Source organism: Sinorhizobium fredii (assembly GCF_002944405.1).
Lineage (GTDB): Bacteria > Pseudomonadota > Alphaproteobacteria > Rhizobiales > Rhizobiaceae > Sinorhizobium > Sinorhizobium fredii_C.
This window is the reverse complement of the sequence record NZ_CP024307.1, coordinates 318907-339075: the sequence shown is the minus strand read 5'-3', so window position 1 is coordinate 339075 and position 20169 is coordinate 318907. Positions and strand designations below refer to the sequence as shown.

Annotated in this window: 20 protein-coding genes and 1 pseudogene; 13 read left to right on the top strand and 8 right to left on the bottom strand. The window is 63.2% G+C overall.

Annotated features, from left to right (window positions below; genetic code table 11):
- Positions 1-124 precede the first annotated feature (124 nt).
- The 7 genes and pseudogenes from NXT3_RS01650 to rsmI all read right to left on the bottom strand — a co-directional run bounded on the left by NXT3_RS01650 (position 125) and on the right by rsmI (position 6962).
- Positions 125-1117, bottom strand: a complete 993-nt coding sequence (locus NXT3_RS01650; RefSeq protein WP_199773316.1) for an endonuclease/exonuclease/phosphatase family protein — start codon at positions 1115-1117, stop codon at positions 125-127.
- A pseudogene (locus NXT3_RS01645) lies at positions 1114-2240 on the bottom strand (sn-glycerol-3-phosphate import ATP-binding protein UgpC). The gene NXT3_RS01650 and the pseudogene NXT3_RS01645 overlap by 4 nt, the downstream one beginning before the upstream one ends.
- A gap of 130 nt (positions 2241-2370) precedes the next feature.
- Positions 2371-3213: a sn-glycerol-3-phosphate ABC transporter permease UgpE gene (ugpE, locus tag NXT3_RS01640; protein WP_104839913.1), complete on the bottom strand. Its 843-nt coding sequence runs from the start codon at positions 3211-3213 to the stop codon at positions 2371-2373.
- 10 nt (positions 3214-3223) lie between these two features.
- Entirely contained in the window at positions 3224-4144 is a 921-nt protein-coding gene (locus tag NXT3_RS01635; RefSeq protein WP_199773315.1) for an ABC transporter permease subunit, read from the bottom strand.
- A 125-nt stretch (positions 4145-4269) separates the two neighbouring features.
- Positions 4270-5568 (bottom strand): extracellular solute-binding protein, encoded by a 1299-nt coding sequence (locus NXT3_RS01630; protein WP_104838691.1) that lies wholly within the window; start codon positions 5566-5568, stop codon positions 4270-4272.
- Positions 5569-5674: 106 nt separating this feature from the next.
- Complete coding sequence (locus tag NXT3_RS01625) at positions 5675-6043, bottom strand: YraN family protein (RefSeq protein WP_097525499.1); 369 nt, start codon at positions 6041-6043, stop codon at positions 5675-5677.
- Positions 6033-6962 (bottom strand): 16S rRNA (cytidine(1402)-2'-O)-methyltransferase, encoded by a 930-nt coding sequence (rsmI, locus tag NXT3_RS01620; protein ID WP_234828074.1) that lies wholly within the window; start codon positions 6960-6962, stop codon positions 6033-6035. Before rsmI ends, NXT3_RS01625 begins: the two co-directional genes overlap by 11 nt.
- A 254-nt stretch (positions 6963-7216) precedes the next feature.
- On the opposite strand from rsmI, the gene dnaN reads away from it, so the two are divergent.
- The 7 genes from dnaN (at position 7217) to NXT3_RS01585 (ending at position 12475) form a co-directional block, all read left to right on the top strand.
- Positions 7217-8335, top strand: coding sequence for a DNA polymerase III subunit beta (gene dnaN, locus NXT3_RS01615; RefSeq protein ID WP_037377962.1), 1119 nt, complete (start codon positions 7217-7219; stop codon positions 8333-8335).
- Positions 8336-8634: 299 nt separating this feature from the next.
- Positions 8635-9237, top strand: coding sequence for a phospholipid N-methyltransferase PmtA (gene pmtA, locus NXT3_RS01610; RefSeq protein ID WP_083854119.1), 603 nt, complete (start codon positions 8635-8637; stop codon positions 9235-9237).
- 15 nt (positions 9238-9252) lie between these two features.
- Positions 9253-9834 (top strand): histidine phosphatase family protein, encoded by a 582-nt coding sequence (locus NXT3_RS01605; protein WP_097525496.1) that lies wholly within the window; start codon positions 9253-9255, stop codon positions 9832-9834.
- A 5-nt stretch (positions 9835-9839) separates the two neighbouring features.
- A complete protein-coding gene (gene pyrF, locus NXT3_RS01600; RefSeq protein ID WP_104839912.1) occupies positions 9840-10544 on the top strand; it encodes an orotidine-5'-phosphate decarboxylase in 705 nt (234 codons plus the stop codon).
- Positions 10545-10671: 127 nt separating this feature from the next.
- A complete protein-coding gene (locus NXT3_RS01595; RefSeq protein WP_037420963.1) occupies positions 10672-10959 on the top strand; it encodes a DUF1330 domain-containing protein in 288 nt (95 codons plus the stop codon).
- A 135-nt stretch (positions 10960-11094) separates the two neighbouring features.
- On the top strand, positions 11095-12075 hold the full coding sequence (locus tag NXT3_RS01590) for a complex I NDUFA9 subunit family protein (protein ID WP_097525495.1): 981 nt from the start codon (positions 11095-11097) through the stop codon (positions 12073-12075).
- A 238-nt stretch (positions 12076-12313) separates the two neighbouring features.
- Positions 12314-12475 (top strand): hypothetical protein, encoded by a 162-nt coding sequence (locus NXT3_RS01585; protein WP_012710132.1) that lies wholly within the window; start codon positions 12314-12316, stop codon positions 12473-12475.
- Positions 12476-12586: 111 nt separating this feature from the next.
- On the opposite strand, the gene NXT3_RS01580 is transcribed toward NXT3_RS01585, so the two are convergent.
- A complete protein-coding gene (locus NXT3_RS01580; protein ID WP_097525494.1) occupies positions 12587-13393 on the bottom strand; it encodes an undecaprenyl-diphosphate phosphatase in 807 nt (268 codons plus the stop codon).
- A 257-nt stretch (positions 13394-13650) separates the two neighbouring features.
- On the opposite strand from NXT3_RS01580, the gene NXT3_RS01575 reads away from it, so the two are divergent.
- The 6 genes from NXT3_RS01575 to NXT3_RS01550 all read left to right on the top strand — a co-directional run bounded on the left by NXT3_RS01575 (position 13651) and on the right by NXT3_RS01550 (position 20133).
- A complete protein-coding gene (locus tag NXT3_RS01575; RefSeq protein ID WP_037420971.1) occupies positions 13651-14343 on the top strand; it encodes a glutathione S-transferase family protein in 693 nt (230 codons plus the stop codon).
- A 10-nt stretch (positions 14344-14353) separates the two neighbouring features.
- Positions 14354-15526, top strand: a complete 1173-nt coding sequence (gene queG, locus NXT3_RS01570; protein WP_097525493.1) for a tRNA epoxyqueuosine(34) reductase QueG — start codon at positions 14354-14356, stop codon at positions 15524-15526.
- Positions 15514-16386, top strand: coding sequence for an SDR family oxidoreductase (locus NXT3_RS01565; protein ID WP_104838689.1), 873 nt, complete (start codon positions 15514-15516; stop codon positions 16384-16386). Before queG ends, NXT3_RS01565 begins: the two co-directional genes overlap by 13 nt.
- Before the next feature lie 462 nt (positions 16387-16848).
- Positions 16849-17223: a septal ring lytic transglycosylase RlpA family protein gene (locus NXT3_RS01560; protein WP_037420980.1), complete on the top strand. Its 375-nt coding sequence runs from the start codon at positions 16849-16851 to the stop codon at positions 17221-17223.
- 132 nt (positions 17224-17355) lie between these two features.
- Entirely contained in the window at positions 17356-18645 is a 1290-nt protein-coding gene (locus tag NXT3_RS01555) for an RsmB/NOP family class I SAM-dependent RNA methyltransferase (protein ID WP_097537707.1), read from the top strand.
- Between the two features lie 207 nt (positions 18646-18852).
- Positions 18853-20133: an imelysin family protein gene (locus tag NXT3_RS01550; protein WP_104838688.1), complete on the top strand. Its 1281-nt coding sequence runs from the start codon at positions 18853-18855 to the stop codon at positions 20131-20133.
- The last annotated feature ends 36 nt before the right edge of the window (positions 20134-20169 follow it).

Below are 20169 nucleotides of genomic sequence, written 5' to 3'. Positions count from 1 at the left end.
CGGCGAAATCATACAGCAATTCAAAGCGCTACCGCGACGATCATGCACCCGCAACGGCGGACACCGCCACAGGAGGCCCGCCACATGTAGAATGCGCAAGGCGCTTAGGCAAGGAGACCGGCGCCTATTGGAAACCCTCGACGAGGCAGGTGATGAGGTCGTGATCGGAGAGCGGCCGCCCTGAGGTGTCGAGCGAGGGAACGATGCGGCTCTCGCCGATCTTCAGCCCCCGCGCTAAGAACCAGTCGAGCTTCATCGCCCGTTTCGGCCAACGGGTGATCAGGCTCGGACGGGTGGTCATTTGATCGAGCGGTCCGCCGTGGCGGGTGAAGCCGCGTGCAGCGCTCGCCGCAAAGAGGCCCTCCGCCTCGAAATCGCCGCCGATATGGTTTCCCGTATTGAGATCGCCGCCGATCAGGATCGGAAGTTCGGGAAAGGCGGTGTCCAGCTGATCGATCAGTTCCTTCATCTGCCGCTCGCGATAGGCGGCGGTCGTGGCGCTTTCCAAATGCGTGGAAACGGCGACGAAGGGACCCGCTTCGGTCTCGATCACGGCACCGACGGCGCAGCGCTCGCCGAGACGCGGCTGATCGGTCTCGTCCCTGAACCACAGGCGCTCCCCGCAAAGCCGCAACAGGAAGGGACGCCGGAGGGGCACGGCGGTCAGCAAGGCATTGCCGTGGAAGCCCTTGTCGTTGAAGTCGTCCTTGCAGAATTCGCGCTCGGTATCGGAGCCGAGGCCGAGCTCGATGAACTCGACGCCGTAGGCGTATTGCATTTCCAACGCGCTCGCAATCTCGGCCGTCGTGTGGCGCTGGCCGGTGCGGGCCATGCCGTTGTCCATCTCCGAAAGCAGCACGAGCCGCGCCCCGGTCGCGCGGAGATGCTCGGCGCTTTCTTCGGGAAACAGGCAGCGCTCGAGGTTCCAGGCAGCAACAGTGAAGGGAAAGGCAAGCGGCGCTGGCGTCGTGGCGGCGCCGCCGACCTCGATCGTGTTCATCGCCTCGATCCCGGCCATGATCGCGTCATGGGTAGGGATGCTGCGTTCCGTCCGGGCAATGCCCTCGCGGTGCTCTCGCGAAGGAACAGCAAGGGTCGATACGGCTTTCTCAATCACGACACAGGCTCCAAATTCACGGCGTGCGGACGGGCCGGCGCGGCACCGGCCATGCCATCCGCCCGCTCTTGACGATGAAGCCGCTTGCCGTTCTCCGCCGAGAAGAAATGCAGGCGATCCATCGGGATGGCGATGGCAAGCTCGCTGGAAAGCGGCGTTTCCGGCGGCAACGCGACGGTCAGCGGCTGATCCTCGACCGCGCCGTGCACCAGGCGTTGTGCTCCGAGTTCCTCGACATAGTCGACGCGGAAGAGCAAGGCCTGCTCGCCGGCAGATGCCGGGCGCAAGTCTTCCGCCCTGAGCCCGACGGTCACCGGCCCCCGGGTCGGCGCCGGATAGTCGAGGTCGATCGCATGCGTGCCGATATGCAGGCGGCCGCCTTCGAGCATGCCCTTGAGGAGGTTCATCGCCGGCGAGCCGATGAAGCTCGCGACGAAGGTCGAGGCCGGTGCGTGATAGACCTCGAGCGGCCGGCCGATCTGCTCGATGCGGCCGCCGTTCAGCACCACCAGCCGATCGGCGAGCGTCATCGCCTCAAGCTGGTCGTGGGTCACGTAGAGCGAGGTGGTACCGAGCCGCTTCTGCAACCGCTTGATCTCGCCGCGCATCGAGGCCCGCAGCTTCGCATCGAGGTTCGAAAGCGGCTCGTCGAAGAGAAAAGCGGCCGGCTTGCGGACGATCGCCCGGCCCATGGCGACGCGCTGGCGCTGGCCGCCCGAAAGCGCCCGCGGTTTGCGGTCGAGATAGGGCTCGATCTCCAGCATCCGCGCGGCTTCCGCGACGCGCGCGTCGATCTCCGCCTTCGGCGTCTTCCGGTTCCTGAGGCCATAGGCCAGGTTCTGGTAAACCGTCATGTGCGGATAGAGCGCATAATTCTGGAAGACCATGGCGATGTCGCGTTCGGCCGGATCGACATCGTTGACGAGGCGCGTGCCGATCGTCACGCTGCCTTTCGAGATCGTCTCCAGCCCGGCGACCATGCGCAGAAGCGTTGACTTGCCGCAGCCGGAGGGGCCTACGAGCACGATGAACTCGCCGTCGGCAATGTCGATCGAGACCGACTTTACGGCCTCGACATTGCCCGAGTAGATTTTTAGACCTCTGCGATATCGATCGCCGCCATGGCTAGCTCCGTTGGTCAATGAGGAATGCGGAGCGGGAACGGATCTAAAACCCGCCGCGCCTCCGGTCGTTCCACTTTGTGTCTGCGCATTTCCGACGGCGAACCGCCGCACACTTCGCCGGGAAATGCTCTATTTGTCGCTCTCAGTAAGTCCCTTGATGAACCAGCGCTGGAACATGACGACGATTATAACCGGCGGCAGCATGGCGAGGATGGCCAGCGCAAAGGCCTCGTTGTAATCGGGAATGTTGGAGCCGACCCAGACGAGCAGGATCTGCTTGATGCCGCGCACCAGCGTGAAGAAGCCCTCGTCCGTCGTCATCAGCGTCGGCCAGAGATACTGGTTCCAGCCGTAGACGAACATGATGATGAAGATCGCCGCCATCATGGTGCGCGACAGCGGCACCAGCACGTCGATGAAGAACTTGAACGGCCCCGCGCCGTCGATCCGCGCCGCCTCCAGGAGTTCGTCCGGTACCGACTTGAAGAATTGGCGGAAATAGAAGGTGCCGGTCGCAGAGGCGAGAAGCGGCACGATCAGCCCGGTATAGGTGTTCGTCAGCCTCAGGGCATTCATCACCTCGTAGGAGGGCAGGATGCGGACCTCGAGCGGCAGGAGCAGCGTCGTGAAGATCACCCAGAAGAACAAGCTCGCCAGCGGAAAGCGGAAATAGACGATCGCATAGGCCGCCAGCATCGAGAGCACGATCTTGCCGACGGCAAAGCCGACGCCGAGGATCATGGAGTTCAGCATCATGTTGAAGCCGGTGACCTTGCCGGTGAAACCGCCCTCGCGGGCCAGAACCGTCTCATAAGTCTCGGCGAAATGGCCGCCCCAGGTGAGACTGAGGCCATTGCGGTGGATGTCTGCCGCCTCGTGGGTCGAGGTCATGAAGGCGACGACGACGGGCATCACCATGATGAAGACGCCGATCAGAAGAATGACGTGGTCGAGCAAACGGGTGCGATGCATCGGCATCACCTCAATTATAGTGCACGCGCCGCTCGATGAAGCGGAACTGGAAGACGGTGAGCACCAGGACGATCAGCATGAGGATCACCGATTGCGCCGAGGAGCCGCCGAGATCGTTGCCGCGGAAGCCGTCCATGTAGACTTTGTAGACGAGCGTGATCGGGTTGTTGGCGGCCTTGTCCTTCACCATCACGTCGATGATGCCGAACGTATCGAAAAGCGCATAGGTGACGTTGATGATCAGCAGGAAGAAGGCAGTCGGCGCCAGCAGCGGCAGGATGACCGTCCAGAAGCGGCGCAGTTCCGAGCGGCAATCGATCGCCGCCGCCTCGCGCACCGACACCGGAATGCCCTGAAGTCCCGAAAGGAAGAAGATGAAGTTGTAGGGGATTTGCTTCCAGACCGCGACGACGATCATCGCGAAGGCCGTGTCGAAATAATCGAGCCCGACTTTGATGTCCCAACCGAACCAGCGGGCGAATTCGACGAGCGGGCCGATATGCTGGTTGAAGAACATCATGCCGATCAGGCCGGCGGCAGGCGGGGCGATCGCATAGACCCAGATGAGCAGCGTCTTGTAGGTCGCGTTGCCGCGAATGACGCCGTCCGCCTTGACGGCGAGCAGGAGCCCGATCGCCAGCGCGAAGAAGGTGACGAGGGCGGTGAAGATGGCCGTGAACCGCGCTATGCCGAAATACTCGGTCGACTTCAGGACGTCGGCATAGTTCGTGAGGCCGACGAAGGTGGAGCCGAAACCGAACGGATCCTCGAGATAGAAGGAGGACTGGATCGCCTGGGCAGACGGCCAGTAGAAGAACACGAAGATGATCGCGAGCTGCGGCGCGAGAAAGAGATAGGGCAGGAAAGGCGAGGCGAATTGCACGCGCTTGGCGGCTGCCTGCTCTCCTTGATCTTTGGAGCGGCCCCTCATCCGGCCTGCCCGCCACCTTCTCCCCGCACTGGCGGGGAGAAGGGACGCTCCATTGTCGGCGGCATTCCCCTTTCCCCGCGCGCGGGGAAAGGGGAATGGTGAGGGGCTCGCCTCGCTCATCGCAATCAGCCGGCGGTCTTGGCGAAACGGGCGAGCAGTTCGTTGCCTTCCTTCTCGATCGCTTCTAGGGCATCCTTCACGGTCGCTTCGCCGGAGAAGATGCGGCCGTATTCGCGCTCCATGATCTCGCGGATCTGCGGATAGAAGCCAAGGCGGTAGCCCCTGGACCAATCGCCGGCCGGCAGCAGGAGCTGCTTGATGCCGACTTCGGCGACCGGCTTTTCCTTGTAGTAGCCGTCCTTCTGGGCGAGCTCATAGGCCGCCTTGGTGATCGCAACATAGCCGGTGTCCTTGTGATAGAAGTACTGGACTTCCGGCGAGGTCAGGAACTGGAAGAAATCGGCCACGCACTTGTTTTCCTCGTCCGACTTTCCGGACATGGCAAAGAGTGCGGCGCCGCCGATGAAGGAGTTGGTGCCGGCGCCCTTGATCGCGTTCCAATAGGGCAGGAAGGTCGCCGAGAAGGGCATGGTCGCAGTCTTTTGCAGACCGCCGAAGGAGCCGGAGGAGCCGATCCAAAGGGCTGCCTTGCCTTCTTCGAAGACTTTCTGGTTGTCGTTCCAGCCGGCACCGTAGAAAGCGAAGTAGCCCTGGTCCTTCCAGGCCTTCAGCTTCTCGAACATCATCTCCAGGTTCGGGTCGGTGACCTTGAGCTTGGTATCGACGACGCTGTCGTAGCCGTTGTTGTTGGTGGCGAACTGGATGTTGTTGCGTGAGAAGAAGTTCTCGGTGAACTGCCAGGTGAGCTGCGACTGGACGAGCGGAATGAAGCCAGCCTCCTTCAGCTTCGGTGCGATAGCCTCGAACTCTTCCCAGGTCTTCGGGGCCTCGACGCCGGCCTTCTTCAGGGCCTCGTCGTTGATATACATGATCGGCGCCGAGGAATTGAACGGCATGCCGACGAACTTGCCTTCGCTATCGGCGTAGAAATAGCGCACGCCGTCGATGAAAGCGCCACGGTCGAAACTGTAGCCCGCCTTGGTGATCAGGTCCTCGGCCGGAATGACGGCGCCCTTGGCGTTGATGATGGTTGCGGCACCGGCGTCGAAGACCTGCAGGATGTTCGGCTGTTCGCCGGAGCGGAAAGCGGCGATGCCGGAGGCAAGCGCTTCCTCATAGGTGCCCTTGCTGACCGGCGTCAGGGCGCAGGCGCTCTGGGAGACGTTGAATTTCTGGGCGACCTCGTTGATCACCTCGCCGTTGCGACCGGCCATGCCGTGCCACCAGGTGATGTTGGTCGCGGCGAGCGACGTCGTCGTGGAAAATGCAAGAGCAATGGCTGCGAACGAAATGGTTTTCAACATGGCTGGTCCCTCTCCACCGTGGTTGCGGTGGGCAGTGGACTAGTGACATTCGATGACAGGCCGGTAATGCTTTTGTGTCGGATCGATTACATTTTTGATCGTTTGATCAAAACGCGTCCGGCAGGTGCCGCGGCCAGCGCCAGGGCATGACGGCGACGATGTCGTAGCTGACCGAGAGGCGGTGAAAATCCGTCTGGCGCGACAGCCAGATATCGCTCGCCGCCCTGATCCGCCGCTGCGCCGTATCGGAGACGGCGAAGACGGCTCCGTCGAAACTCGCCCGGGCCTTGACTTCGACGCAGGCGATCAGGTCGCCGCGGCGGGCAATGATGTCGATCTCGCCGAGCTTGGTGCGATAGCGCATCGCGACGATCCGGTAGCCCTTGAGCATCAGGCAGAGCGCGGCTCGGTATTCGGCGAGATGGCCGCGCTTCAGCGCCATGAGCTTGCGGGCAGCCGGGCGCTCAGCCTTCATGACTGTCCCTCAGGCTGAGGAGTCGATCGTAAAGCTCCTTGCGCGGCAGTCCGGTCCGGCGCGCCGCCTCCGTCGCCGCCTTGCCCATCGGCATGTCGCGGACGAGCTCCTTCAGCAGCGCGTCCACGTCCGCGGCCTCCGCGACGGGCTTTGCGTCCGGCGGACCGATCACCAGCACGATCTCGCCCTTGACGCTCGCGCCTTGGTCATAAAAGGCTTTGAGCTCGCCGAGCGTGCCGCGGCGGAACTCCTCGAAGGCCTTGGTCAGCTCGCGGCAGACAGCGGCTCTCCTCTCCTCGCCGAAAACCGCGGCGGCGGCGGCGACGGTGGCGGCGATGCGGTGCGGCGACTCGAAGAAGAGGAGCGTCGCTGGCACAGCGGCGAATTCCCTGAGCCGGTCACGCTTCGCCTTGTCCTTGGTCGGCAGAAACCCGGCAAACAGGAAGGCGTCGCTCGGAAGTCCCGACGCGACGAGGGCGGCAAGCGGCGCCGACGGGCCGGGGACGGGAACGACCTTGTGGCCGGCGTCGACCGCGAGTTGCGCCAGGCGATACCCGGGATCGGAGACGAGCGGCGTACCGGCATCGGAAACGAGCGCCACCGATTTCCCCTCGGCGAGCCCCGCAATCAGCCGCGGCCCGGCCTCGGCGGCATTGTGTTCGTGGTAGGCGACCGGCCGATTGACGATGCCGTAGCGATCGAGCAGCACCCGCGTCACGCGCGTATCTTCGCAGGCGAGCAGATCGGCGCCGGCAATCGTCTCCAGCGCCCTCAAGGTGATATCGGCGAGGTTGCCGATCGGCGTCGCCACCAGATAGAGCGCCGGTTCCAGGGGGCGCGCCGGTACGCTTGCATTGTGCAGCCGAAAGCTGCGCTGTCTTTCCTTCTCCGCCGCCTCGGCCGATTGCTGCTTTTCCAACGCCCTGTTCCCGCTGATGCCCGGCTTGCCGATTCGCGCCCTTTATGAGTGAGCGGCCAGCGCAGGGCAAGGCCGGCCGGGACGGCAGGCTGCTGCATTTGGGAAAAGCCCGCGAAACCGCTTGCTTTCGCGGCGATTTTTCTGCCATTTTGCCCGTCCACATCGCTCCGGCCGGCCGGCCGGGACACACGCAGTTTGACGCCGCGGCAGGCGCGCCCCGCCCGTCCGGCAATGGTTGAAAGCGGTAGCATCCCATGCGCATTACTCTCGAGCGGTCCAATCTTTTGAAATCGCTGAACCATGTCCACCGCGTGGTCGAACGGCGCAACACGATCCCGATCCTCTCGAACGTGCTGCTGCGCTCCGACGGCGCCAGCCTCGAAATGAAGGCGACCGACCTCGACCTGGAGATCACCGAGGCAACACCGGCGCAGGTGGAACAGGCGGGCGCAACCACCGTTCCGGCGCATCTGCTCTATGACATCGTTCGCAAGCTGCCGGACGGTTCCGAGGTGCTGCTCGCCACCAATGCCGAGGGCACGGCGATGACCGTCGCCTCGGGCCGCTCCAAGTTCTCGTTGCAATGCCTGCCGCAATCGGACTTCCCGGACCTCACGGCCGGCAGCTTCTCGCATTCCTTCCGCGCCAAGGCGACGGATCTGAAGATGCTGATCGACAGGACGCAGTTCGCGATCTCGACGGAGGAAACGCGCTACTACCTCAACGGCATCTTCTTCCACACGGTTGAGAACAAGGGCGAGCTCAAGCTGCGGGCGGTGGCTACCGACGGCCATCGCCTCGCCCGCGCCGACATCGAGGCGCCGGCCGGCTCCGAGGGCATGCCCGGCATCATCATTCCGCGCAAGACCGTCAGCGAATTGCAAAAACTGCTCGACACTCCTGACGTGGTGGTCACGGTCGAGGTCTCGGACGCGAAGATCCGCCTGACGATCGGCTCGATCGTCATGACGTCGAAGCTGATCGACGGGACGTTCCCGGACTATCAAAGGGTGATTCCGGCCGGCAATGACAAGGAACTGCGCGTCGACTGCCAGTCCTTCGCACAGGCCGTCGACCGCGTTTCGACGATCTCCTCCGAACGCGGCCGGGCCGTCAAACTGGCGCTCTCCGACGGCCAGATGACGCTGACCGTCAACAATCCGGATTCCGGCAGCGCAACGGAAGAATTGCCGGTCGGTTATGAGAGCGATCCGCTCGAAATCGGCTTCAACGCCAAATATCTTCTCGACATCACTGCCCAGCTTACCGGCAATGAGGCGGTCTTCATGCTGGCGGATCCCGGCTCGCCGACCTTGGTGCGCGATCTTGCCGCGGACGACGCGCTCTACGTGCTGATGCCGATGCGCGTCTGAGGACAATACGTCTCGATCAGACGCACAGAGGTCGCTGCAGCACGTTTCCGGTCCGAAATCGACTGCGATTTAAAGAGGCGGGCAGCGGCGCGAAATCGGATAGAACCCGCCATGCTGCCGCCTGGCGGGTTTTTCATTGGCGGGACTGTCGCTGGTTGTTGATAAAGTGTCGCTTTCAGACGCAGGCCGACTTGTTTTCGCCGCAGATGGGAGCACATTATGAGCAGACGCTTACGCGCGGCCGCCGAATCGCGGTACCGCGCGCAAAGCCATGGGAACAATGAAGCCGAGGGGATTCGATGAGTCTGCGCCTGAAGGTGAAGGAAAAGTTCGGTCAGAAGTTCGACGAAGAGATTCGCTTCTTTAAGGGCTGGATGAGCAACACCCGCGCGGTCGGCGCGATCCTGCCGACCTCCGCGGTGACGGCGCGGCGGATGGCGAGCGTCGTCAATCCGCGTTCCGGCTTGCCGGTGCTTGAGCTCGGACCGGGGACGGGCGTGATCACCAAGGCGATCCTCGAGCGCGGCATCTCCCCTGAAAAGCTGGTATCGATCGAATACTCCACCGAATTCTTCAACCAGTTGAAGCAGGATTTCGCCGGTGTGAACTTCATCAACGGCGACGCCTTCGACCTTTCGCGCACGCTCGGCGCGCTGAACTGTCAGCAGTTCGACAGCGTCGTCTCCGCCGTACCGCTCCTTAATTTTCCGATGCACCGTCGTGTCGAGCTGATCGACGATCTGCTCTCGCGCATCCCCTTCGGCCGCCCGGTCGTTCAGATCTCCTATGGGCCGATGTCGCCGGTCGTCGCCATGCCGGATCGCTATCGCATCCAGCATTATGATTTCGTCGTGCGCAACATCCCGCCGGCACAGCTCTGGATTTACAGCAAAGCCCATTAGACGGACGGCTCGCCCGTGTTCGGCGTCTATATCACGCACCCGCAGATCCAGATCGATCCTGCTGTCCCGGTGCCGGAGTGGGGCCTGTCCGATCTCGGGCGGGAACGGGCGCGCCTGACCTCCAATCAGCCGTGGGTCCGGCTGCTTGGCCGCGTCATCTCAAGCGGAGAACGGAAGGCGCTGGAAACCGCAGCGATCCTTGCCGAGGCCGCGGGCGTTCCGGTCGAAACGGATGAGGAAACCGGCGAGAACGACCGCTCCGCGACCGGATTTCTGCCGCCAGAGGATTTCGAGAAGGCCGCGGACCGATTCTTCGCCCATCCGGAGAAAAGTTTCAGGGGCTGGGAGCGCGCCATCGACGCGCAGGCGCGGATTGTGAAGGCGGTATTCTACATCCTCGACCGCCACGATCCGGCCGTCCCGATCGCCTTTGTCGGCCATGGCGGCGTCGGCACGCTGCTCAAATGCCGGATGACCGGGACGGCGATCGCCCGCAGCGCCGACCAGTTGCCGGGCGGCGGCAATCTCTTTGCCTTCCGTCTTGCGGATCGCGGCGTCACATGCGACTGGACGCCGATGGAAATCTGGCAGGGGTGATCGACATGAGCACAAGCGCGCGTGACCGGCTGATCGTCGGCCTCGATATTCCGACGACCGCCGAGGCGGAGAAAATCGTTTCGACGCTTGGCGACGAGGTCCTCTTCTACAAGATCGGTTATCAGCTCGTCTTCGCCGGCGGCTTGGATTTCGCCCGTGATCTCGCCGCGGGCGGCAAGAAAGTCTTTCTCGACATGAAGCTGCTCGACATCGACAACACGGTGGCGAAGGGCGTCGAGAACATCGCCAGGATGGGCATGTCGATGCTGACGCTGCACGCCTATCCGAAAGCGATGAAGGCGGCCGTCGACGCCGCGAAGGGATCCGACCTCTGCCTGCTCGGCGTCACGGTGCTGACCTCAATGGATGCCCAGGATGTCGCCGATGCCGGCTATGGAACCGATCCGCATACACTGGTGCTGCGCCGTGCCGAACAGGCGCGCGCCGCCGGCATGGGCGGCATCGTCTGCTCGGCGGAAGAAGCCGCAGCCGTCCGCCGTGTCATCGGGGCGGAGATGGCGGTGGTGACGCCGGGAATCCGTCCCGCCGGTGCGGAGAAAGGCGACCAGAAGCGGGTGATGACGCCGGCCGAGGCGATCCGCGCCGGCTCGAGCCATCTCGTCGTCGGCCGGCCGATCGTCAAGGCGACCGATCCGCTGGCTGCGAGCCGCGCCATCCTCGCGGAGATGAAAAGCGCCCTCCCTGGTTGATTCCGTCGCCAGGAAGCAATCAGACTCGGCTTTTCGACTTCTCGTCTGCCGGCACGCTTGACCTCGACCAGGAATTGCCGGAAGTAACGATCCCGTCTGCACTTTTCGGAAAGACGAGGAGCTCATCATGGCCAAGGGATACTGGATTGCTCGGGTCGATATCAGAGACCCCGAACGCTACAAGGACTATGTGGCGGCCGCAAAACCCGCCTTCGTGAAATATGGTGCCACCTTCCTGGCGCGCGGCGGCGAGTTCCACCGGCTGGAGGGGGCCGTGCGCGCCCGCAACGTGGTGATCGAATTCCCCTCGGTGCAGGCCGCGATCGACTGCTACAATTCCCCCGAATATCAGATCGCCGCGGCGATCCGCCAGGAGGTCGCCGACGCCGAGATGGTGGTGGTTGAGGGCGTCTGAGGATTAGCTGGGAGCCCTGCCGCGGGCAGCGGACGGAAGGCTAACAAGCCGTGCCGTGGAATGGCCTTCACCTTGCCCGCTGCTTCGGCTATGTAGCAATCCATTCTTGCCAACGACCTCAGGAGTGCGCTTCCCATGACCTTGTCCAACCTTCCGCCGCTGGTGACGATTTTCGGCGGATCCGGATTTGTCGGCCGTCATGTGGTTCGCGCGCTTGCAAAGCGAGGCTATCGCATCCGCGTCGCGGTGCGGCGGCCGGACCTCGCGGGCCATCTCCAGCCGCTCGGCACCATGGGCCAGATTTCCTTCGTCCAGGCCAACCTGCGCTATCGCCGGTCCGTCGACCGCGCCGTCGAGGGGGCCGATCACGTGATCAATTGCGTCGGCGTGCTCTTCGAGCGCGGCCGCAACACCTTCGACGCGGTCCAGGACTTCGGCGCCCGGGCCGTCGCCGAAGCCGCCCGCGCGGCCGGTGCACAGCTGACGCATATTTCGGCGATCGGCGCCAACACGAATTCCGAATCCCAATATGCCCGCACCAAGGGCCGGGCCGAGATCGCCATCCTCGAAACGGTGCCAGAGGCGGTCATCCTGCGGCCGTCGATCATCTTCGGACCCGAGGACGATTTCTTCAACAAATTCGCCAGCATGGCGCGTTTCGCGCCGGCCCTGCCGCTGATCGGCGGCGGCCACACGAAGTTCCAGCCGGTCTATGTGACGGATGTCGCCGAAGCCGTCGCCCGCTCCGTCGACGGCAAGCTCAAGGGCGGGACGATCTATGAACTCGGCGGCGCCCAGGTCCTTTCGTTCCGCGAATGTCTCGAGATCATGCTCGAAACGATCGATCGCAAGCGTTCCTTCGTCTCGATCCCCTTCGGCATCGCGTCGCTTCTCGGCAGTGTCGCATCGCTCGTGCCCTTCATCGCGCCGCCGATCACCGCCGACCAGGTCGTGTTGCTGAAATCCGACAATGTCGTTTCCCCGGCCGCCGAAGCGGAAGGCCGGACGCTCCCCGGCATCGGCATCGAGCCGACGTTGTTGGACTCGATCCTGCCGACCTATCTGGTGCGTTTTCGCCCGCAGGGGCAGTACACGCGCGGCGGTCGCGCCGCCTGATCATCCCCGCGGGGGTTGTCGTCTGATCCAGCCGCCGGTCCCGCCGGCGGCTTTTGCTTGTGGCGCTGGCGCAACAGCGTTGCAGTTCTGCCGCAGTCGAAAACCGGAATGGTGTTTACCGCAGATTCAGCATGTCCTGATATTGATCATGACACGCCCGGCGAATAAACACCGCTCGCACCCACGGCGCGGCGAGCGCAGGCGGTGACAACTTCATACTCGAAAGGCACAACGTCCCATGGGCAAGTCGATCGCAATCTTTTTTGCGTCTGCGGCACTGATCATTCTGGCTGGCTCATTCATCGCACCGGGCACTGTGGCGAGCAGCAGCAAGGGCTGCACGCCTGCCTATGGCGTCGATCCGTGCACGACCGCGTCGATCGGCGCATCCGGCTGGTAAGCCGGGCAACTGCCTCGGCCGTGAGGCAGACATTTTGAGTTTATTGGCGGGGGCCAGGGGCCGCATGCGTTTCGCAAGAGACGCATGCGGCTTTAGTTTTTCGGGCTGCGCCTACCCCAGTAGCCAGAGGCCGATCAGGCCTGCGGTGCCGACAACAATGCGCCAGATCGCGAAAGGCGTGAAGCCGCGCTGCGAGACGAAATCGAGCAGCGAGCGCACCACGAAGATGCCCGCGACGAAGGCGGCGATGAAACCGATAGCGATCAGGCTGATGTCGTCGAAGGAGAGCGCGTTGCGGTTCTTGTAGAGATCGATGGTGAAGGCGCCGACCATGGTGGGCATAGCGAGGAAGAAGGAGAACTCGGCGGCCGAACGCTTGTCGGTTCCCATCAGCAAAGCGCCGGCGATCGTGGCGCCGGAGCGTGACGTCCCCGGGATCATCGCCAGGCACTGGAAGAGGCCGATCTTCAGCGCCAGCGAAGGCGGGTAATCGAAGACGTCAGTGTAGCGCGGTTTCAAGGGCAGCTGATCGATCACATAGAGGATGACGCCGCCGACGATCAGCACGACGCAGATCAGCATCGGCGTCTCGAACAGCACCGTCTTGATGAAGTCATGCGCCGCGGCGCCGATCAGGGCCGCCGGCAGGAAGGCGACGAGCACCGAGAAGACGAAGCGCCGCGCCTTGACGCTTGTCGGGAGCGCCAGCGCGATCGACAGCAGCTTCTTGAAATAGACGAGCAGGATCGCAAGGATGGCGCCGAGTTGGATGAGCACGGCGAAGGTATTTCCCGGCGACTTGAAGCCGAGGAAGTGTCCGGCAAGGAGCACATGCGCCGTCGACGAGACGGGGACGAACTCCGTCAGGCCTTCGATGAGCCCGAGCACGAGCGCGCTGATGATCGATTGATCGGCCATATATGAACGGTTCCTGATATTCTTGGATTTGGGAGGAGAAAGTCGATTCTCTTGTGTTTGCCACCGCAACTACCTATAGCTCGTTGTATGAAGCCGTGGCCAGTTGCATATGCCGCGATGCCTACTGCATGTTTCCTTAAATCGAGCCGATTTAAGGATCAAAACATGCAGCGATTCAAAGTGCTGCAGCGTCCTTTGTGCGTCTGAAAAGACGCACGGCGCTGTAGATCCCCGAAAACAGCTGCACCCTGATATCGATGCCGACACTGTATCATCACCCCATGTCCTCCGCCTCGCGGTTCGTACGCCTTATTCTCTCAGAATATGGCTATCAGACGGAATTGAGCGAAGAGCAGCCCTGGGAGAACCGGCGCGACTTCCTGGCGCTCAACCCGGCCGGCACCCTGCCGGTCTATGTCGACGACAGCATGCGGGCGCTTTGCGGCGCGACGATCATCTCCGAGTATCTCGACGAGACCAGCGGCATCATGAAGCGTGATCGCCGGCTCTTGGCGGAGGATCCCTTTCAGCGCGCCGAAATCCGCCGGCTCAGCGAATGGTTCCTGCAGAAGATGGAGGCCGACGTCACCCGGCCGCTGGTGCGCGAGCGCATCTACAAGCTGCAGATGACGCCGGACCAGGGCGGCGGCGCGCCGGATTCGAAGATCCTCCGGACCTCGCGCAACAATATCCGCCAGCATATGAAGTATCTCTCCTGGCTCGCCGGCTCGCGTCCCTGGCTTGCAGGCGATCGGATTTCCTACGCCGATCTCGCGGCGGCCGCGGCGGTCTCCGTCCTCGACTATCTCGGCGAAATCGACTGGTCCGACGCCCCGACCGCCAAGGAATGGTACCAGCGGCTCAAATCCCGGCCGTCCTTCCGCCCGCTGCTCGCCGAGCGGGTGCGCGGCGTTACCCCCGTTTCCCATTATGCGGACCTCGATTTCTAAGGACACGACAATGCCCGGCGACGCTGCAAAGGCGGAGAACCAGGGCAGGAAACGCCGGACGCTCACCGCCTTTCTGAAGGAGGAAGCCGCGGCCAAGGGCTTCGAGCTCTGTCGGATCACCCGGGCGGATGCCATACCGCAGGCGCCGGAGCGGCTCCGGCAATTCCTGACCGCCGGCTGTCACGGCACGATGGAGTGGCTGTCCGAGACGGCGGAGCGGCGCGCCGATCCGCGTGTGCTGTGGAGCGAGGTCCGCTCGATCGCCCTCTTCGGCATGAACTACGGGCCCGACACCGATCCGCTGGAGATCCTCGCCAAGCAAGATCGCGGCGCGATCTCCGTCTATGCCCGGAACCGCGACTATCACGACGTCGTCAAGGGACGGCTCAAGGAGATCGCCACGCGCTTTGCGGCGCGCGCCGGCGAGGATGTGAAGGTCTTCGTCGACACCGCGCCGGTCATGGAGAAGCCACTGGCGGAAAGGGCCGGACTCGGCTGGCAGGGCAAGCACACCAATCTCGTCAGCCGCGAATTCGGCTCCTGGCTGTTTCTCGGCAGCCTGTTCACGACCGCCGATCTCGACATCGATGATCCCGAGCGGGACCATTGCGGCTCCTGCCGGGCCTGCCTCGACGCCTGTCCGACCGGCGCTTTCCCGGCGCCCTACCAGATCGATGCGCGGCGCTGCATCTCCTACCTGACGATCGAGCACAAGGGGCCGATCGACCCCGAACTCAGACCGCTGATCGGCAATCGCATCTATGGCTGCGACGATTGCCTGGCCGTCTGTCCCTGGAACAAATTCGCGCACTCGGCCGCGGAGATGAAGCTCAAAGCCAGGGAGGACCTCAGGGAACCGGAGCTCGCCGCCCTGCTGACGCTCGACGACGCCGCCTTCCGCAACCTGTTTTCCGGCTCTCCCGTGAAACGCATCGGCCGCGACCGTTTCGTCAGAAATGTCTTGATCGCCGCCGGCAATTCCGGTGAAGAGAAGTTGCTACCCGCCTGCAAGGCATTGGCGCGTGATGCCTCCCCAACGGTCCGGGCGATGGCCGTCTGGGCGCTTTCGCGGCTGATGGCAGCTGACGAGCTCGCCGCCTTCGCTATGGAGTGCGGGCAGGAAACGGATGACGAGGTGCTTTCGGAATGGCAAATGGCGGGAGTGAGCCGATGCATGTCCTGATACTTGGTGCCGGCTATTCCGGCACGGCGATCGCGAAGGCGCTGGCGCCAGCCGCACAGTCGGTCGCGGGAACGACCCGCTCGCCGGAAAAGCTGACGGCGCTCCAGGCGGCCGGCATCGAGCCGCTGCTGTTCGACGGCGACGACATTTCCCCGGGACTCGCCGAGGCGATGGGCAAGACGACGCACCTCATCCAATCGATCGCGCCGGGACGCGAAGGCGACCCGATGTTCCGCTCGGCGACGCCGCCACTCGACGACCTCATGCCGCGACTCCGTTGGGTCGGCTATCTCTCGACCGTCGGCGTCTATGGCGACCATGGCGGCGGCTGGGTCAGCGAGGAAACGCCGATAAAGCCGGTTTCGCAGCGCTCGAAGGAACGGGTCGAGGCGGAAAACGCCTGGTCGGACTATGGCGCCAGGCGGGGCGTTCCCGTCGCCGTGCTTCGACTTGCCGGCATCTACGGCCCGGGCCGCAACGCTTTCCGCAATCTTTCCGAAGGCACGGCCCGACGGGTCGTCAAGGCGAACCAGGTCTTCAACCGCATCCGCGTCGAGGATATCGGCGCGGCGGCCGCGTTCCTTGCCGACCGCGGCATGGGCGGGACCTTCAACGCGACCGACGACGAGCCGGGACCGCCGCAGGACGTGGTGGCCGAGGCCGCCCGGCTGATGGGCGTCGAACCGCCCCCGGAAATTCCCTTCGAGAGCGCGGAGATGTCGCCGATGGCGCGCTCCTTCTATGGTGAGAACAAGCGCGTTTCCAATGCGCGTCTGCACGAGACCGGATTCGACTTCGCCTATCCGAATTATCGCGTTTCGCTTGCACAGCTATGGGCAAGCGGGACCTGGCGTGGATAGTAAAACCACCTCTCCGATACTTTTATCAGAATATCCCCCACCGCCGAAAGCATGTTGCGAGATCATCCGAAAGTAATAGATTCGGACGACTCACCTTGACTGCCTCATACTGCCCTATTTCGACCTATACTTCGCCATTCTATACAACCTAGGCGATAGATGGGGATTTTGATGAGGGAAATTCGTAGAAATTCACGCGCATCGAAATTTTAAATGATTTTTTACGTCAGCCTGGGAGTTGGGAGGAACCAAAACCCGCAGGAAACGTTTAGGCGCTGATTCAAAAGAACTTCTTGGGTCTTCTAAAGCAATTAAAACGGCATCTCGTTTTAAATTAACAGCATTTTTCAATAAATCCTAATGACTGGTTAACGGTTGAAGCACGTTTTTGCCATGTTTTGCCCTAATTAGCTCGAACTGCAAAGGGAACTAGTCGAACATTCAATCCGAAGGGGTCACCGCTTGAAGCCCGCGAAAATCAAGACTGCTGCCGCCGCAGCGCTATTCGCCGTCGGGATGGGTCTCGTCTCGGCATCCGACAGCCAGGCAAAGGGAACGGGTTGCGGTGGCGCCTCCTGGTATGCCCTCACCTCGAAAACCGCCTCCGGCGAGCGCATGAACGCCGCGCGCCTGACGGCCGCGCACCGAAGCTTGAAATTCGGCACCAAGGTCCAGGTCACCAACAAGCGAAACGGCAAGTCCGTCGTCGTGCGCATCAATGACCGCGGTCCCTTCATTCGCGGCCGGGTCATCGATCTTTCCAAGGCGGCCGCCTCGCAGATCGGCATGGTCCGCTCGGGCACCGCCAGCATCTGCTACCAGGTCGTCAATTCCTGATCGTTCGAAGGCCGCCGGCTTGAGGCTGGACGGTTCTCTTCCGCGGGGCGATCGCTCCCGCACATAATGCGACCGCTCACTTGCTCTTCGGTGCCATCGCCGCTACCACGGCGAAAAAGGAGTTGATCGAAGATGCGATTGGGCGGACGGCTCGCCGGAGCCATAGACGTTCTTGACGATATCGAGAAGCGCAAGCGCCCGGTTGCCGACGCGCTCAAGGACTGGGGCCTGTCGCATCGTTTTGCCGGCTCGGGCGACCGTGCCGCCATCGGCAACATCGTCTATGACGCGCTCCGGATGAAGCTCTCCCACGCCTATCTGATGGATAGCGAAAGCCCGGCCGCCCTCGGCCACGCGGTCATGTACCGCCAATGGGGCTTCACGCCCGATAGGCTGGCGGCGGAACTCTCCGACGACAAGTTCGCCCCGCAGGCACCCTCGGCAGAGATGATGAGGGCGTTCCGCGAGCGCCGTATCGAAGACGCGCCGCTCCATGTGCAGGGCGATGTCCCTGAGTGGACGCAAGCCTCTTTCGAAGAAAACTTCTCGGACGACTGGCTCGACGAAGCCAGGGCGCTCGCCGGCCGGCCAACACTCGACCTTCGCGTCAACACGCTGAAGGCAAGCCGCGACAAGGTCTTGAAGGCATTGGAGCGCAGCGGTGCCGAACCGTCGGCGATCGCCCGCCACGGCATACGCATCCCCGCCGGCGAGGGCGCCGCGCGCCTGCCGCACGTCACCGCCGAAATCTCGTTTCAGAAGGGCTGGTTCGAGGTTCAGGACGAGGGCTCGCAGATCGTCGCCGACCTGGTCTTTGCGCGCGAGGGTGAGCAGGTGCTCGACTATTGCGCCGGCGGCGGCGGCAAGACGCTCGCCATCTCCGCCGCGATGAACAACAAGGGTCAGGTGCATGCCTATGACGCCGACCGCAAGCGTCTCGCGCCGATCATCGAGCGACTGAAGCGCGCCGGCACCCGCAATGTCCAGGTGCACGAGTCGGCGGAGGCGCTCACCCCGCTTGCAGGCCGCTGCGACCGGGTGCTCGTCGACGCGCCCTGCACGGGGACCGGAACCTGGCGGCGCCGGCCCGACACGAAGTGGCGCCTGACCCAGAAGAACCTTGAGGAGCGACTGGCCCAGCAGGAGGAGGCGCTTGCCGGCGCCGCCCAGTTCGTGCGCCCCGGCGGGCACCTGATCTATGTGACCTGCTCCGTGCTTCCGGAAGAAAACGAAGCGCAGGTCTACGGCTTCTGCGAGGACAATCCGGAGTTCGAGATCCTCTCGGCCGCCGCAACATGGGCGACGCTGTTCGGTACCGACAAGCCACAGCCCTGGTCGGCCGATATGAAGACCGTCACGCTGACGCCCGCTTCAACCGGAACCGATGGGTTTTTCTTTTGCCTGATGGGCAGGAAAAGCTAGCGGCCCAGTGCATGTCGCCCACAAGCGTGCAGCGGTTTTGGGGCAACGACAGATACCGAGACGAACGCTGCAAGGGGAAGTCGCAAGTTTGAAAATCTTCTAAACTATACGCTTTGACACCAGTTTGCTTTTGGTTCATGACATGAGCGCTTTACCGGCCTCGAGCCGCTTTGCTCGGCCGGTCTGCAAGAAGCGAAGGAGAGGGTCATGACCAAGAATTTCACCCGCGCCGCCGCGCTGGCACTCATGACGGCCACGTCCGTGCTGGCCCTGCAGCCGGCCAGCGCCGCGACCGACGCAGCCGCCGTCGTAATGCATTATGCGGCGATCGCGCATGCCAAATACGAGGACGCGGTGACGACCGCCGAAGCCCTCGACAAGGCCGTCGATGCGCTGATCGTCAGCCCCAACGAGGAGACGCTGAATGCGGCGCGCGAGGCCTGGCTCAGGGCGCGCAACCCCTACCAGGAGACAGAGGTCTACCGCTTCGGCAATGCGATTGTCGATGAATGGGAAGGCAAGGTGAACGCCTGGCCGCTCGACGAGGGCCTGATCGACTATGTCGACCCGAGCTACGGCACCGAGAGCGACGAGAACGCGCTGTTCACCGCCAATGTCATCGCCAACAAGACGATCAAGATCGACGGCAAGGACGTCGACGCGACGAACATCACGCCGGAATTCCTGGCCGGCACCCTGCAGGAAGCCGGCGGCATCGAGGCGAATGTCGCGACCGGCTACCACGCCATCGAATTCCTGCTCTGGGGCCAGGACCTGAACGGCACCGGCCCGGGCGCTGGCAAGCGCGCCTATACCGATTTCGACACCAAGGCCTGCACCAACGGCAATTGCGACCGCCGCGCTGCCTACCTGAAGGCGGCGACCGACCTGCTCGTCTCCGATCTCAAGGAAATGGTCGCCAACTGGGCACCGGAAGGTGCCGCGGCCAAGGCGGTGGAAGCCGAACCCAAGGCCGGCCTCGCGGCGATCCTCACCGGCATGGGCTCGCTCTCCTATGGCGAACTTGCGGGCGAGCGCATGAAGCTCGGCCTGCTGCTGCACGATCCGGAAGAGGAACATGATTGCTTCTCGGACAACACCCACAATTCGCACCTGCATGACGCGATCGGCATCCAGTCCGCCTATACGGGCGAATACACCCGGATCGACGGCACGAAGCTCACCGGCCCGTCGCTTTCCAAGCTCGTCGCCGCCAAGGACGCCGCGCTCGACAAGGAGATGACGGCCAATCTCGCGACGACGGTCGAGAAGATGCAGGCGATGGCAAAGCGGGCCGAGACCGTCGAGGCCTACGACCAGATGATCGGCGAAAACAATGCGGAAGGTAACGCTACCGTCCAGGCCGCGATCGACGGGCTGATTGCCCAGGCCAAGACCGTCGAACGGGTCATCGCGGCGCTCGACCTCGGCACGATCGAGCTTGAAGGTTCGGATAGCCTGGATAATCCTAACGCGGTTTTCCAATAAGCTGAAAAGGCGGGCCGTTCCGACAGCGGCCCGGCT